Source organism: Nannocystis pusilla (genome assembly GCF_026626665.1).
Classification (GTDB): Bacteria; Myxococcota_A; Polyangia; order Nannocystales; family Nannocystaceae; genus Nannocystis; species Nannocystis pusilla.
On sequence record NZ_JAPNKE010000002.1, the window covers coordinates 10,518,359 to 10,533,189 of the forward strand.

The 14,831-nt window shown below is 73.0% G+C and carries 11 protein-coding genes; 1 reads left to right on the forward strand and 10 read right to left on the reverse strand.

Features of this window, described 5'->3' with window-relative positions; genetic code table 11:
- Positions 1-7 precede the first annotated feature (7 nt).
- The 3 genes from OV079_RS46560 to OV079_RS46570 form a co-directional block, all read right to left on the reverse strand.
- Positions 8-517 (reverse strand): SRPBCC family protein, encoded by a 510-nt coding sequence (locus OV079_RS46560; protein WP_267776435.1) that lies wholly within the window; start codon positions 515-517, stop codon positions 8-10.
- 94 nt (positions 518-611) lie between these two features.
- Positions 612-1,079: a hypothetical protein gene (locus OV079_RS46565; protein ID WP_267776437.1), complete on the reverse strand. Its 468-nt coding sequence runs from the start codon at positions 1,077-1,079 to the stop codon at positions 612-614.
- 72 nt (positions 1,080-1,151) lie between these two features.
- On the reverse strand, positions 1,152-3,689 hold the full coding sequence (locus OV079_RS46570) for a serine/threonine-protein kinase (RefSeq protein ID WP_267776439.1): 2,538 nt from the start codon (positions 3,687-3,689) through the stop codon (positions 1,152-1,154).
- Between OV079_RS46570 and OV079_RS46575 the strand changes: the two genes are divergently transcribed.
- A complete protein-coding gene (locus OV079_RS46575; RefSeq protein WP_267776440.1) occupies positions 3,669-4,061 on the forward strand; it encodes a hypothetical protein in 393 nt (130 codons plus the stop codon). The two genes, OV079_RS46570 and OV079_RS46575, sit on opposite strands and share 21 nt — an antisense overlap.
- 426 nt (positions 4,062-4,487) lie before the next feature.
- Here the strand turns inward: OV079_RS46575 and OV079_RS46580 are convergent, their stop codons facing one another.
- From OV079_RS46580 to OV079_RS46610, 7 genes are all read right to left on the reverse strand, one after another.
- Positions 4,488-6,170 carry a peptide chain release factor 3 gene (locus OV079_RS46580; RefSeq protein ID WP_267776441.1) on the reverse strand — a complete coding sequence of 561 codons (1,683 nt, stop codon included), beginning with the start codon at positions 6,168-6,170 and terminating at the stop codon, positions 4,488-4,490.
- Between the two features lie 535 nt (positions 6,171-6,705).
- Positions 6,706-7,596 carry a hypothetical protein gene (locus tag OV079_RS46585; protein ID WP_267776442.1) on the reverse strand — a complete coding sequence of 297 codons (891 nt, stop codon included), beginning with the start codon at positions 7,594-7,596 and terminating at the stop codon, positions 6,706-6,708.
- Positions 7,597-8,188: 592 nt separating this feature from the next.
- Entirely contained in the window at positions 8,189-9,715 is a 1,527-nt protein-coding gene (locus OV079_RS46590; protein WP_267776444.1) for a hypothetical protein, read from the reverse strand.
- 24 nt (positions 9,716-9,739) lie between these two features.
- Entirely contained in the window at positions 9,740-11,269 is a 1,530-nt protein-coding gene (locus tag OV079_RS46595; RefSeq protein ID WP_267776446.1) for a hypothetical protein, read from the reverse strand.
- Between the two features lie 388 nt (positions 11,270-11,657).
- Complete coding sequence (locus OV079_RS46600; RefSeq protein WP_267776448.1) at positions 11,658-12,716, reverse strand: prolipoprotein diacylglyceryl transferase; 1,059 nt, start codon at positions 12,714-12,716, stop codon at positions 11,658-11,660.
- Between the two features lie 668 nt (positions 12,717-13,384).
- Positions 13,385-14,332 carry a tetratricopeptide repeat protein gene (locus tag OV079_RS46605; protein ID WP_267776450.1) on the reverse strand — a complete coding sequence of 316 codons (948 nt, stop codon included), beginning with the start codon at positions 14,330-14,332 and terminating at the stop codon, positions 13,385-13,387.
- Positions 14,333-14,363: 31 nt separating this feature from the next.
- Positions 14,364-14,675, reverse strand: a complete 312-nt coding sequence (locus OV079_RS46610) for a hypothetical protein (RefSeq protein WP_267776452.1) — start codon at positions 14,673-14,675, stop codon at positions 14,364-14,366.
- Between the last annotated feature and the right edge of the window lie 156 nt (positions 14,676-14,831).

Genomic DNA, 14,831 nt, shown 5'->3' on the forward strand with positions numbered 1-14,831 from the left:
GCGCGCCTCAGGACTTGGCGAGGTGGGCCTGCAGGTCGGCGAGGTAGCGCTTGGTCGAGCCCTCCCAGCCGAAGAGCGTGGCGGCGAAGAAGCGCAGCGCGGGGTTCGGCACGTCGCCGACCTCGGTGAGGGTGAGGCGCGTGCCGCCGCCCTCGGCGGGGGCGAACTGGAACACCCAGCGGCCGGCGAAGGCGCGGCCGGGGTCGGCCATCTCGCTGACGAGGCGCTCGTTCGCCACGTCGTCGGTGATCTCGAAGGTCGTCGCGCCGTCGTCGCCGATCTCGCGGTAGACCCGGCGGTCGCCCTTGTCGGGCAAGACCTCGACGCGCTTCAGGTCGGAGCGCCAGCTCGGCTGCGACTCGACGTCACGCACGGCGGCGTACACGGCCTCGGGCGCGGCCGGCAGCACCACCGTCTCCATGGCGATGTGCTCCCGCGGCATCGACGAGCCGCAGGTAATGACGATCACGAACACGCCGAGGAGCCAGAGGACGACGCGGAGGGCGCGGCGGGGCATCGCCCTCGCGAATAGCCGCGCGCCGAGCGGCCGTCAAGACGTGGCATTTGAGACAGGTCGGCCGCGTCAGCCGGGCCGCGTCCGTTCGGCCCCATCAGTTCGGTTTGGGCCAGTCGGGCGGCAGCTTGGGCGGGGGCGGACGGATCTGGCTGCTGATGTCGCCGAGGTCGAGCTCGACGGCGCCGAGGCCGTCGAGCGCGATCTTGAAGCTCATGCCGGCGTCGCCATCGAACAGGAGGCGGGCGCCCAGCCGCGCGGTGGCCACGAGCGGGACCGGGTCGCCCGCGGTGCTGAGCAGGCTGCGCCCGCTGGTCGCGGTGACGCGGACGGTGCGGGCCGGGCTCGGTGCGCCGGGCTCGATCACGAGGTCGATGCCGCGGTCCTGCCAGGCGATCCATGTCTCCGGGGACAGGTTGATGCGACCGCCGCTGACGCGCTGGCCGACGCACTCGAACACCGGGAGGCCGCCGCTCGTGCTGTAGCGGACGGTGAGGAGGCCGTCCGGCAGCGTCACGGGCACGAACGACGCGATCAGCGGACGGGGGCTGCGGACGAGGGTCATTCGGGTCGACATCGGCGCATATGGGTGGCGCGACGAGGTCGATCGGATCATGCAGATCCGACGTCGTCCGCGTTATTTCCGGCGGACGTGGCCGGAGGCTCGGATCCGTACGAGCAGCTGCCGCAGCTCGCGAGCGGTGGCGTCGTCGTCGGGCAGCAGCGCGAGCGCGCGGCGACAGTGCGCCTCGGCCTCGCGCCGAAGGCCACGCACGAGATCGAGCTCGGCCGCGGTGCCCCACGCGTAGGCGGCGACGGCGGGCGAGACGCCGGCGAGCTCGGCGAGCGCGCGCCCGATCGCGTCGGCGGCGCCGGGCAGGTCGCCGAGGTTCTGGCGCGCGGCCGCGACCCCGACGCGCATGGCGACCGCGTTGTCGCGCGTCTCCGGCAGCGCGGGGCCGGCGGCGACGAGCGCGAGGCCGGCCTCGTAGCTGCGCAGGGCGGCGTGATCGTCTGTCCCGAGGGACAGGTCGCCGCGCAGCTTGGCGAGCGCGATCCGGTCGGACCTGCCGGCGGTGGGATCGGCGACGTCGGCGAAGGCAGCGGCGGCGCGCTCGGCGGCGGTGCGGGCGGCGGCGATGTCGCCGCGGGTGTAGTGGACGACCGCGAGGTCGAGCTCGAGGCTGGCGCGCTCGCGCGCGTCGGGGTCGTCGGCGGCGACGGTCAGGGCGGCGCGCAGGTTGGCCTCGGCCTCGGCGTACTGGCCGGCGGCGAGCTGGTAGCGGGCCAGGCTCTGGCGGGTGTCGGCGACGGCGCGCGAGTCGGGGCCTTCACGACGGAGCTGCAGGCTCAGCGCCTGGCGGGCCAGGTCGACGGCCGGCAGGTGCTGCCCGCGCTGGTGGGCCTGCTCTGCGTGGTGACGCAAGATCCGTACGGCCAGCGCCTCGTCGACCTGCCCGTGCTGCAGCGCGCGCGCGAGGCGGGCGTGAGCCGCGTCGAGGTCGCCGCGGCGCAGCTCGGCCCACGCCGCCGACAGCTGCAGGTCGACCATGCGCGCGCCGCTGGCCTGACCGATCCGGTAGAGCGTGCTCTCGGCGTGCGGCAGCAGCAGCAGCGCGTGCTCGGGGTCGGGGTCGCGGGCGGCGTCGACGAACACCAGCCAGCGCCAGGCGTCGGCGACCAGGAAGTCGTCGCCGACGGCGCCGGCGTCGCTGGCCGCGGCCTCGAAGCGGCGGCGGGCGGCTGCCTCGTCGCCGGTGTGCATGGCGGCCACGCCGAGCGCGAGGTCGGCCCGGGCCTGGCGCCAGCGGTCGCCGGCCTGCTCGGCGCGGGCGCGGGCCGGGTACAGCCGCGCGGCCGCGGACGCCGGGTCGCCGGCGAGCGCGAGCGCGGCGCCGGCTTGAAGCTGGTCTTCGAGCCATGTCATTTCAGACAGGTCGAAATGAACAGGTGAATCGGCGGTGAAGGCCAGGCGGCGCGGGTCGACGCAGTCGGAGGCCGGCGGGAGCGCGCGGTCCCACAGGGCCAGGCGGCCGTCCCAGCCGGAGCCGGCGCCGTCGACGACGAGGCCGGCGCCCGCGGAAGGCGCGCGGGCGGGCCCCGCCAGCGCGTCGGCGACCGCGCGCAGCGCCTGCTCGCGCTCGTCGAGGCAGGACCGGGCGCGGGTGCGGGCCGCCTCGTCCCAGCGCGCGCCGGCGCGGCAGGCCTGGGCGCTGGCCTCGGCCCACTGCAGGACATGTTCCGAGAACCATGTCTCTAGGGACATGCCCGAATCGCCAGCCGAGCGCAGGGCCGCGCGCTGCTCGGCCGGCCACACCGCGTCGACGAGGGCGGCCGGGTCGGCGCAGGCGTCGGCGTCGCCGCCGCTCTGGAGGGCCGCCCCGGCGCCGGCGCCGACCACCGCGGCGAGGGCGACGACCGCGAGCGGGCGGCGGCGGCGCGGCTGCAGGCCGGCGGTCAGCTCGGCCAGCAGCTCGTCCATGCTGGGGAAGCGGTCGCCGCGGTCGAGCGCGAGGCCGCGGCGCAGCGCCGCGAGCAGCCACGCCGGCACCGCGCGGGAGTGCGGCGCGGAGCGGCGCCAGTCGGGCAGCTCGCCGTAGAGGGCCTCCCAGAGGGCGACGCAGAACGAGTACTGGTCGCTGCGCGCGTCGACGGTCGCGCCGGTGTCGTACAGCTCGGGCGCCATGTAGCGCGGCGTGCCGGCGCGGCTGGTGAGCACGAACTCGGGGCCCGAGGGCTCGTCGCCGTCGACGGTGGCGGCGATGTCGCGGCTGGAGTCGCGCATGCGCGCGAGGCCGAAGTCGATCAGGCGCACCCGGCCCTCGCCGTCGACCAGGATGTTGCTCGGCTTGAAGTCGCGGTGCAGCAGCCCCTGGTGGTGCGCCGCCGCCAGGCCGTGACCGGCCTGCAGGTACATCTGCACGATCTCCCGCCAGCCGCGCGGCGCCTCCGACAGCCACTTGCGGAGGGTGACGCCCTCCACCAGCTCCATGGCGATGAAGAGGTTCTCGCCCTCCTCGCCGATCTCGTACACCCGGACCACGTTGGGGTGGTCGACCTGGGCCAGGCTCTGGGCCTCGCGGACGATGCGGGCGCGCACGACCTCGTCGAGGCTGCGGGTCGGGATCTTGATCGCCACGCGGCGGGCCAGCTTGTGGCTCCACGCGGCGAACACGACGCCCATGCCGCCCTCGCCGAGGCGCCGCTGCAGGGTGAAGTCGCCGATCTCGTCGCCGGCCGCGGGGCCGCGGACGCGGCGCGCGCCGCCGGCTCCTCGGCCGCGGCCTCGGTGCTCAGCGCGGACTCGCCGCCGGACTCGGCGGTCGGCTCGGGCCGCGAGCGCGCCGACAACAAGTCGGCGCAGATGGTGCTGGCGTCGCCGTCGATCCCGGGCTGCACGGGCATGGCCTCCATGAGCGACCGCGAGGGGCCCGGCGGATCACCGGCTCACCGTGAGGACCGTGACGCGCGTCGGGGCGCGATCGCTCGCGACGGGGGCAGACAGATGTCCGCGTCCGGCTTCGAGCCTGTCCTCGAGGACAGGTGATTGCTGCGACATCGCTAGCGGGGCGTGATCGCTCGCGGCGCGGGCGGACAGAGGTCCGCGGTCCACCTGCGGATGTCTGAAGGGACAGGTTCAGGCCGCGCCGGACCGCGGCCGAGGGCGCGCGCTTCGGCGTCGCCGTCCGTCGCTCTTGCGAGATGCCTGAAGGGACAGGTGCAGGCTGCGCCGGACCGCGGCCGATGGCGCGCGCTTCGGCGTCGCGGTCGGTCGCGCTTGCGGGATGCCTGAAGGGACAGGTGCAGGCCGCGCCGGACCGCGGCCGATGGCGCGCGCTTCGGCGTCGCGGTCGGTCGCGCTTGCGAGATGCCTGAAGGGACAGGTGCAGGCCGCGCCGGAATCGCGGCTGATGGCGCGCCCTCGGCCGTGCTTGCGAAATGTCCGAAGGGACAGGTGCGGGCCGCGCCGGGCTCAGGTGTGCTCGCGGGTGGAGCTGAAGCGGAGGTCGGGGAAGCGCTCCTCGACCTTGGCCAGGTTCCACTTGTTGGGCGCGAGGTAGGCCAGGTCGCCGTGGCTGTCGTGCGCGAGGTTGCCCTGGTTCTTCTGCTGGAAGCCCTCGAGCATCTTCTGCACCTCGATCTTGCTCTTCGAGGTCGGCTTCGGCGTGATCCAGCGGGCGGTGGTGTACTCGATGCTCTCGTAGTCGGCGTCGACGTCGTACTCGCTCTTGAGGCGGTGCTTCATCACCTCGAGCTGGAGCTGACCGACGGCGCCGACGATGAACATGCTGCCGACGAGCGGCTTGAACACCTGGATCGCGCCCTCCTCGGCGAGCTGGTGCAGGCCCTTGGCCAGCGCCTTGGCCTTGAGCGGGCTCTTGAGCAGGACGCGGCGGAACAGCTCGGGGGCGAAGCTGGGGATCCCGGTGAAGCGGAGCTGCTCGCCGGCGGTGAAGGTGTCGCCGATCTTGATGGTGCCGTGGTTGGGCAGGCCGATGATGTCGCCGGCGTAGGCGGCCTCGACGATCTCGCGGTCGCGGGCCATGAACATGGTCGCGTTGCCGAGGCCGACCTCGCGGCCGAGGCGGCAGTGATGGGCCCGCATGCCGCGCTCGAACACGCCGGAGCAGACGCGCAGGAAGGCCATGCGGTCGCGGTGGTTCGGGTCCATGTTCGCCTGGATCTTGAAGACGAAGCCGGTGAAGGCCTCCTCGGTGGGCTCGACCGTGCGCGTGGGGACGGGCTCGCCGGGCGCGGGCGCGGTCGTGGCGGCGGGGCCAGTGATCGCCTCGCGCGCCAGCGGGCCGGGCGCCAGGCGGATGTAGGCCTCGAGCAATTCGCGGACGCCGAAGTTGTTCATCGCCGAGCCGAACAGCAGCGGGGTCTGCTTGCCGGCCAGGAAGGCGGCGCGGTCGAGCGGGGCGCTGGCCTCGCCGAGCAGCTCGGCGGCCTGGCGCAGCTCCTCGACCTGGTCGCCGAGCAGCTCGTCGAGCCGCGGGTCGTGCAGACCCTCGACCAGGATGCCCTGCTGGATCTTGTCGTGGCCCTGGGCCTGGAACAGGTGCAGGCGGTTGTGGATCAGGTCGTAGACGCCCTTGAAGCGCTTGCCCATGCCGATCGGCCAGGTCAGCGGGACGCAGGTCATGCCGAGCTTCTTCTCGACGTCGCTCATCAGATCGAGCGGGTCGAGGCACTCGCGGTCGAGCTTGTTGATGAAGGTGACGACCGGGGTGTCGCGCAGGCGGCAGATCTCGATCAGCTTCTCGGTCCGCTCCTCGACGCCCTTGGCGCCGTCGATCACCATCAGCGCGGCGTCGACGGCCGTGAGCACGCGGTAGGTGTCCTCGCCGAAGTCGGCGTGACCTGGCGTATCGAGCAGGTTGACCTGCACCGGCGGCGCGGTGGGCGGCAGCTCGGGGTGCGGGTACTCGAAGCTCATCACCGAGGTGGTGACGGAGATCCCGCGCTCGCGCTCCATCTCCATCCAGTCGGAGGTGGTGGCCCGCCCGGCCTTCTTGGCCCGCACCGCGCCCGCCAGCTGGATCGCGCCCGAGTACAGCAGGAGCTTCTCGGTCAGCGTGGTCTTGCCGGCGTCCGGGTGGCTGATGATCGCAAAGGTCCGACGACGGGCGACTTCGGCGGCGAGCTCGTTCACGGCCCGCGGGGAGGTAGCAGAGGTGAGGCATCACCGCCAGCCCCGCAGGGAGCGAGGTCGCGCACGGCGCGCGGACGCACCGTCGCTTCGGCGGCAATGGCGTCATCCACGGGCCGAGGAGGTCCGAGTCGGCGTGGGCGAGGTGGTCCTCGTCGGTGCGCACGGGACAGGGTGAGTCGACGCGCTCGGCGAGGGGCGTGGCCGCGGGTGTCGCGGCCCATGCGGACGAGGTCGTCGTGGTCGAAAACCCGAACACGAAGTTTCGTAGGTGAAGAAGGCCGGCCTGTCGGCGACGGGGCCGCGGTATCCCACGTGCTCGGCGCCGCCGACGGGGTCCCGGAGCGCGAAGGTCACGCGCCCGTCGGCCTCGTGCTTCTGCGAGAGGGCCACGCCGTCGACCACCGCTCCCGCGTGTCGTGCGCGGGGACCTCGAGCGCGGCGCCGTGCATGGCGAGGTGTTTCATAATGTCCTCAAGAACATGTTCGGTAGAACATGACCATGAAGACATGCTTCGCGGAGCATGTCCTGGAGCGCTCACCTGGGCGGGATCGGGGCGGCCCACAGGCCGGGGCCGTGGTCGCCGCCGAGGAAGAGGACGCCCTGGTCGGGGAAGAAGCGGAAGTTGTCGACGTCGGCGGCGACTGTGGTGTAGCGCCCGGTGTCGGGGTCGAAGACGACCACGTCGAAGGGGAAGAACGAGCGCGACGGGAAGGCCGTGAGGTAGCGGCCGTCCGCGAGCACCGTGGTGCCGGCGCCGACCCGCGGGACCAGCATCGTGGTCTCGCCGGTGCGGTGGTCGACGCGCCAGAGCACGCCGGAATGGCCGCTCTCGTCGAGGTCGACGTAGTCGATGAAGTCGTCGTCGACGGCGAACAGCTGCAGCGACGCCGTCCCCACGGGGCCGCGGAACCACTCGTGAAAGACGTCGGTCGCGGGGTCCCAGCGGAGCCACGCGGTCTCGTCGTCGTGGTCGCGCGTGAGAGCGAAGCCGCGGCCGAGGTTGCCGCGCAGGCGGGCGCCGGGGGGCGGCTCGATCGGCGCGCCGTCGGCGGTGCGGACGACGGCCGCGAGGGCGTGGGCGGGGCCGTAGAAGGCCGCGTAGTCGCCTTCCGCGGCGAACGCCCAGGCGCCGGTGGCGGGCGAGTCGGGGTCGCCGGGGCGGTTCCACGACAGGGCGGTGAAGTCGTTGACCGCGATCTGTCGGTCCTCGCCGGTGTCGAGGTCGCGGAGGAAGATCGGCTCGCTGACGTCATCGCCGAGCTGCTGCCAGATCAGCCGGCGGGCCGCGTCGCTGACGTTGAAGCGGCGGACCCCGGCGAGCACGAGCTCGGGCGCGCCGGTGACGGGGTCGACGTCGCGGAGGTCGCCGTCGTCGTCGAGCGTGAAGACGCGGTCGCCGACGAGCTGGTGCTGGACGATCCGCACGCCGAGCGTGACGACGGGCGCGTCGGCGACGCCGCGGTGCAGGTAGAGCGCGCGTCGGGGCGCCGATGCCGGCGGCGCCGCCGAGGTTGTTCTGTTCCTCGGGGAGGCTGGAGAAGTGCATGCCGAGCGCGCTGGCGTTGGCGCCGTACTTCCCGGCGGGCAGGCCGGGCACGGGGCGCGGGGCGTCGAAGCCGGGGACGTCGAGGCGGTCGAGGATGAAGTGTCGGTCGTCGTCCTGGGCGTAGAGCACCCAGCCCTCGTCGGTCTCGAGCTCGGTGAAGCGCTTCATGCCCGGGGTCACGGACGTGAACCGCTCCGCCTCGCCGCCGCAGCGGTCGATCATCCAGTAGGTCGGCGTGGGGTCGGCGCTGCGAACGAAGCGGTAGAAGACGTGGTCGCCGAAGGTCTGGAACAAGAGGCTGTCGAGGTCGTCCCGCCAGCCGCGCGGCGGGGCGGCCATGCGCGTGACCTGGTCGAGGGGACAGGTGGACACGGGGCCGGCGTCGGCGCCAGGGTCGCACGCGAGCAGGGCCGCGGCGAGGATGAGATGTCTAGGAGGACATGTTTTCAAGAACATGGTTAAAGAGGCATGTCAACGCGAGGTCAGGGTGCGGCCCACAGGCCGGGCTCGTCGCCGCGGCTGTCGAGGTAGAGGACGCCCTGGTCGGGGACGAGGACGAAGTCGTCGACGCGCTCGGCGACGGTGGAGTAGACGCGGGATTCGGCGTCGAACACCAGCAGGTCGTAGGTCCACTTGACCTGGGCGCCGGCCTGCACCGGCTCGGCGCGGACGGCGGTGAAGTAGCGGCGGGCGTCGAGCGGGCGGTAGTCGCGGCCGATCCGCGGGGCCCGCTCGGTGAGCTCGCCGGTGCGCAGGTCGACGCGCAGGAGGCTGCCGGTGGTCTCGTCGGTCGGCTCGCCGAGGAAGAACTCGAGCTCGTCGCCGACGCGCGCGCGCCTCGACGGTGGCGTCGGCCGGGCCGCGGTACCACACGCGCACGTCGCCGTCTTCGGGGCTCCACAGCGCGAGCACGAGGTTGTTCGGGTCGGGCATGACGAGCACGAAGTCGTCGCCGAGCGCGCCGCGCTGCTGGCGGTGCTCGGGGATCGCCAGCGACTCGCCGGTGTCGGTGCGCACGGCGGTGACGAAGGTGTCGTCGGGGCCGACGAGCGCGGCCGCGGCGCTGGCCTCGGTCCAGGTCCAGCGGCCGACGGCTAGCCCGTGGGCGGGCATGCGGTTCCACGAGCGGGCGGCGAAGTCGTTGACCGCGATCTCGCGATCGACGCCGAAGTCGGCGACGGCGAGCCGCGCGCTGGCCTCGAGGTCGCGCAGGTAGACGGGCTCGACGTCGTCGTCGCCGATGGCCTGCCAGATCAGGTGCCGGCCGTCGGCGGCGAGGGTGAAGTAGCGGACGCCGTCCTGCAGCGGCTCGCTCTCGCGGGTGAACGGGTCGACCTTGCGCAGGGCGCCGTCGTCGTCGAGGACGAACACGGCGCTGCCGTGCTGGGCGAGGCTGACGACGTGGTCGCCGAGGTGCAGCGCGGGCGCTTCGGGGTCGCCGTCGTGGGTGTGGACGACCGCGGAGCCGCCGTCGACGCCGGCGGCCTGCCGCGCGTCGCCGGTGGGGCGATTGACGCTGGCGAACAGGGCGTAGCCGGCCTCGTGCGGGCTGCCGCCGGGGACGTCGTAGCGGGACAGGCCGTCGATGGGGCGCGGGACGTCGAAGCCGGGCACGTCGAGGCGGTCGAGCACGACGTGGCGGCCCTCGCGGTCGACGGCGTAGACGAGGGTGCCCTCGGCGGTAGAGAGCGCGAAGGGCAGGACGGTGCCGGGGGTGAAGGTGGTGAAGCGCTTGGGCGGGCCGCCGCAGCGGTGGACCAGCCAGTAGCCGGGGTCGGGGTCGCCGGCGTTGTCGAAGCTGTAGAGCAGGTGATCGCCGAGCTGCTTGAACGGGTAGACGCGGGCGGGCCCGGGCTGCCAGCCGGCGGGCGGGGCGGCCAGGCGCACGGGCTCGCGCAGGGGGCAGGCCGCGGCGAAGCTCTCCGGGGCGACCACATCCTCGCCGCACGCCGCGAGCAGCAGCGACAGGGCGGCGAGGTGAGCGGGTCGAAGAGACATGGCCTTGGGGACAGGTGGTTCGGGTCACTTCAGCGGCAGCGGGTGCACCCACACGCCCGGGGCAGGACCCTGCGGGGCGAGGTAGACGAGGCCCTGGTCGGGGATGAGCGCGTAGGCGGTGACGTCGTCGGCGATCGCGGTGTAGAGGCTGTCGCCGGGATCGACGAGCTTGAGGTCGCGGGTGGATTCGGCGACGAAGGCCGAGCCGGACAGCGGCGGGCCGAGGAGGATCTTGCGGTCGAAGGCGATGAAGTAGCGGCCGTCAGCCAGCTCGAGCGGGTTCCCGGTGGTGCGCACGAGGAGCCGCTCGCGCTCGCCGGTGCCCAGATCGGCGCGCCAGAGCGTGCCGGAGGCGGAGTCGCCGGGGTCGGCCTGGAAGTACTCGACCCGGTCGCCGTCGACGCGGCGCAGGGCGACGGTGACCTTCGCGCCGCGGTACCACTCGCGCACGCCGCCGCCGACCGGGTCCCACAGCACCAGGACTCGCTCGGGGTCGTCCTCGGTGAGGAGGATGATCTGCTCGCCGGCGAAGCCGATGAACCTGAGGTGCTCGGGGATGGCGAAGGCCTCGGCGTCGGTGGTGCGCACGACCTCGAGGAGGACGCGATCCGGACCCGGCTGGGCCAAGAGGTCGCCGCTGGCGCTGATGCGGAGGGTGCCGAGGTCGCTCTGCTCCGGGTCGCGCAGCCACGACCGCGGCGCGAAGTCGTTGACGGCGATCGCGAGGTCGTCGCCAGTGGCGAAGTCGCGGACGTAGATGGTCTCGACGAGGTCGTCGCCGAGCTCCTGCCAGGCGATCTTGTGCTGCTGAGCGAGCGGCTGGAAGTGACGCACGCCGGTGAGGAGGAGCTCGCTGTCGCCGGTGAGAATGTCGAGGCGGTGCAGCTCGCCGTCGTCGTGCAGGACGTGGTACTGCCCGAACTCGCCGGCGACGCCGCGGAACAGGACGAACTCGCCGAGAGCGACGGCGGGGACGTCGGGGTCGCCGTCGTGGCGGTACCAGGTGGTGGTGGCGCCGCCGATGCCGGCCGCGTAAGCGCCGCGCTCGCTGGCGTGGGTCTCGAAGAAGAGCTCGAACGGGGCCGGATTCACGCCCCCGAAGGCGGCGCCGTCGAGGCTCTCGGGCAGGCCCGGCACGGGCCGCGCCGCGCGGTCCTCCTCGCCGTCGAGGCGGCCGAGGATGTACGGCCTGCCGATGGCGTCGTTGGCGTAGACGACGAGCCCGTCGGCGGTGGTGATGGCGTGCGGGTTGTGCAGGCCGGGCGCGAGCGCGGGGTAGGGGGCGAGCTCGCCGGTGCAGCGATCGAAGCGCCAGTAGACGCGGTCGGGGGCGTCGAAGCGATCGAAGGTGAAGAGGACGTGATCGCCGAAGACGCGCAGGCCGTACCAGGCGTCGGGATCGGCGACGAAGCCGGGCGGGGCGGCGACGACCCGCGTCGGCTCGGTGATCGCGCAGGCCTCCGCGAGGACTTCGGGGGGACCACCGTCGACCGGCTCGCGACAGGCGGCGAGCAGCGTGCAGACGGCGGCGATGCTGAGGGTCCCCAAGGACATGGTCGAACGGGCAGGTGGCAGAGCAGGCTCGCACGCGGCCCTACACGTCGGACCTGGAGCCGAGGCGATCGCGGAGCGCGATCGGGGCATGATCGCGGTCGGGCCGACGGGCCAGGCCCCGGCCGCCGGAACGCCTCGCTTCGCCGCAACCGCAGATCGGGCAAGCGCGAGCTCTGGAGCACGGGCCGGCTCGTCGGATGGAGACGCCGCGCGATGCAGGCGAGCCGAACGGATCGACGGGCGCACTCTTCGAGGTTGTCCCGCGCGCGTCCGCAGGGCAAGTGCGCGCGTTCGCCCGGGGCGCCGGCGAGGGCGGAAGATGCCCGCAGAAACGACGACGGCCCGCCCCTTGCGGGTGCGGGCCGTGAGGGATTTTCACGGGGACAGGTCAGCGATCGCGGTCGTTGGCGCCGAGGCCCATCTCGTTGATGTCGACCTTCACCCCGCCCGAGGGCTTGCTCAGCCACGAGCCCACCGACTTGTAGTGGACGCCGAAGGCTGCGCAGGCCGCGAGGAAGATGAAGACGAAGTAGGCGATCGACGAGGTGTTGCCGATGACGTGGACGTAGCGCAGCTGGAGGTTGATCGGCAGGTTGCTGGCGCCGCTGGCGAGGCCGAACACCAGGACCAGCAGGCCGAAGCCGATCATCATCAGGCTGTAGATGTTGGTGTGCGTCCAGCGGCCGACCTGGCCGCGATCGTCCTGGCGGAACCGCTCGAGCGCGAAGCGGATGATCGGGTGCGTGATGAGGTACAGCGCGGCGAACATGCCGTCGAACGCCTTCACCGGCAGCAGCGCGTAGAAGATCGTGAACTGGATCAGGTGGGCCGTCAGCGCGTAGAGCTGGGTCGGGTGGATCTTCACGCCCTGCAGGTCGGGGCGGAAGCGCAGCACCTTGCTGTGCGGGCTGGTGTAGGCGACGCCGAACCGGCTGTCGGTCGGGCGGCCCCAGCAGCAGCCGTAGACGTAGCAGCCGAGCCGGGCGATGGCCTCGCCCAGCGGCATGCAGAAGCCGGCGGCGTCGAGCAGCGCGAGCAGGCTGATGTTGGTGAACAGCGAGTAGCCGGCGAACGCCATCATGCCGCCGAAGATGCCGCCGTGCAGCATGTAGCCGGGCTTGAGCAGCGTCTGCAGCGGCTTTCTGAACAGCTCGCGCCACTCGAGCAGGATGCTCGTCAGGCGCGAGACCATGAGGATCGAGGGGATGGCGAAGAACAGGTAGAACGCGGCGGTCTGCGCCGTGTCGGCCCCGACCATGCCCATGTACCAGGTCGCCGTCGACACGCCGACGAGGAACGCGAAGCCGGCGATCATGCCGTAGGTGACGAAGATCCAGTCACCGGCGCGGAACAAGATCGTCTTGTTGTGGAAGTCGCGGAGGAAGGCGAGAAGCCCAGTCCGCGGAGCCTCGAGGTCGATGCTTGCGTGGCGGGTGGTTCCGGACATGGTTCGCGGCAAGGTACCCGCCCGCGCCGCTGGGCTCAAGTCCACGACCGAAGCGAACCTTCGTCGGGGGATCCCCTGAGGCCCAGGATCCACGGTGGCGTTTTATTCCCGCGACAACGGCCCCGTAGGCCCCAATTCGTCGCGAAAGCGTCACGCCGCCACCGATGACCGAGTGACCTCGGTCACCGCCTCCGGTTGTTACACGCCTGTCCAAAAAGCCCGATCGGCGCGCCCACGCCCCGGGTCAAAATGGCGCGCCGCGAGCTGTCCCTCGGGCCAGGTGGCGAGCTCGGCCGGACGCGGCTGTCCTCGGGGACAGGCGAGGACGAGAGAGACGGCGGCGACTCGCTGTCCGCGGGACCGGTGCGATGCGACCGCGACGAGCGGCTCGCCGACGGCGGCGCAGAAGGTGCGGCGAGATCATGGCTGGCCTGCGGGACACGGGACAACGCTGCCGCGCGGCAGGCTCGGCTGCCACGCGAGGTGCGCCGAGTCTCGATTGCCCTTCGGGACTCATGGCGGTTCGGCCGTCATGCAGAGGTCGGCCGTGTCTCGCGCCATGGGATCGCGCGGCCGAGCGAGGCCGACCCGACGCGGTGGCGCGGCCCGAGCTGTCCTCGGGGACATGTGTGCCAGCGCGGGGCGAGCCGCTGAGTCTGGCGCTGCGGCTACTTCGCGGGCGCGGCGGAGTTGGCGGAGGCGCGCTGGGTGACGACCTCGAGCTCGCCGAGGCGCCGCTCGAGGTGCGCGCTGAGGGGCAGGCTGGGGTCGCTGCGGGCGGCCTGGAGCTCGCCCCAGATCTTGCGCGCGTCGGTGAGGAAGGTGATGGCGGCCTCGAGGTCGCCGGTGGCGAAGGTGGCCGAGGAGGCGGCGGCGAGCGCCTCGGCGTGGGCGAGGGTCGAGGGACCGACGGTGGCGATGGCGTCGTCGTAGAGCTTGCCGGCGGTGATCACGGCCTCGATCGGCTGGCCGGCGGCGAGCAGGATGTCGACCGCGAGCACGCCGTCCTCGAACAGGGCGAGGCTGTCCTTGTGGACAGCCATGGCGCGGCGCACCGATTCGAGCGCCTTGTCGGGCTGGCCGAGGCCGAGCTGCCCGCGCGCGAGGCCGCGGAAGGCGTCGCCGGCGAGCCCGGGCTCGCGCGTGAGGTCGATGGCGGCCAGCGCCTCGAGGTCCTGCCCGCGGGCCTCGGCGTAGCGCTGCTGCGCGCTCAGCAGGGCGCCGTGTAGGATGTGCCAGCGGGCCCGCTCGGCCCCGCTGGCGCTCGGCCCGAGGCGGTCGAGGTCGCGGGCGAGGAGCTGCAGCTGCTCGAGCGCGGCCGGCTGGTCGTCCTGCCGCAGCGCGAGCTCGATGGCGAGGGCCCGAAGGGCGTCGCGCCCGGGGTCGGGGCCGGCCGCGGGCGCCTCCGCGAGCCGCGGGGCCAGCTCGGCGCGGACGACGTCGACGAGGCCCATCGCGGCCTTCTGCCGCAAGATCGGCAGGTCGCCGACCCCGGTCGTGCCGGGACCCTCCGGGTCGAGCACGACGGCCGGCTCGGAGGCGCCGGCGCGGCCGGCGGTCTTGCAGCCGACGAGGCCGGCGGCGAGGAGGAGGACGGTGGCGAGACGAGCGGGCACGTCGGTAGGTCGGCGGAGGGGCGGTCGTGCGTCACTCGTAGTAGTACACGCGGCCGTAGTTGAGACTGTAGCCGACGGTCGCGAGGCGCAAGCTGCCCTGGTCGAGGGTGAAGGGGTAGGTGCGCGTGACGGTGGGGGTGCGCAGGGTCAGCTGGCCGGTCACCGCGCCCTGGCCGGAGATCCGCGAGACCTCGATCGCCAGGGTCTTGCGGACGGTGCGGTAGATCAGCTCCTCGGCGTTGGCGGTCTCGGCGACGAGGACGCCGTCGGGGCGGAGGGCGCTGAGGCGGCGGCCGCTGGCGTCGACGACGGCGATGTCGACGTCGCCGGCGCCGGTGAACACGAGGCTGGCGTGCAGGTCGCCGCCGCCGGGCAGGTCGAGGGGCCGCGGCCGCAGGGTGCCGAGGTCGAGGTCGCGCAGGGCCCTGGTGAGGTCGGTCGAGCGCGCGGGCGCGGCAGAGTGTCTCTCGGGCCATGTCCGTAAAGCCCTGTCCCGAGA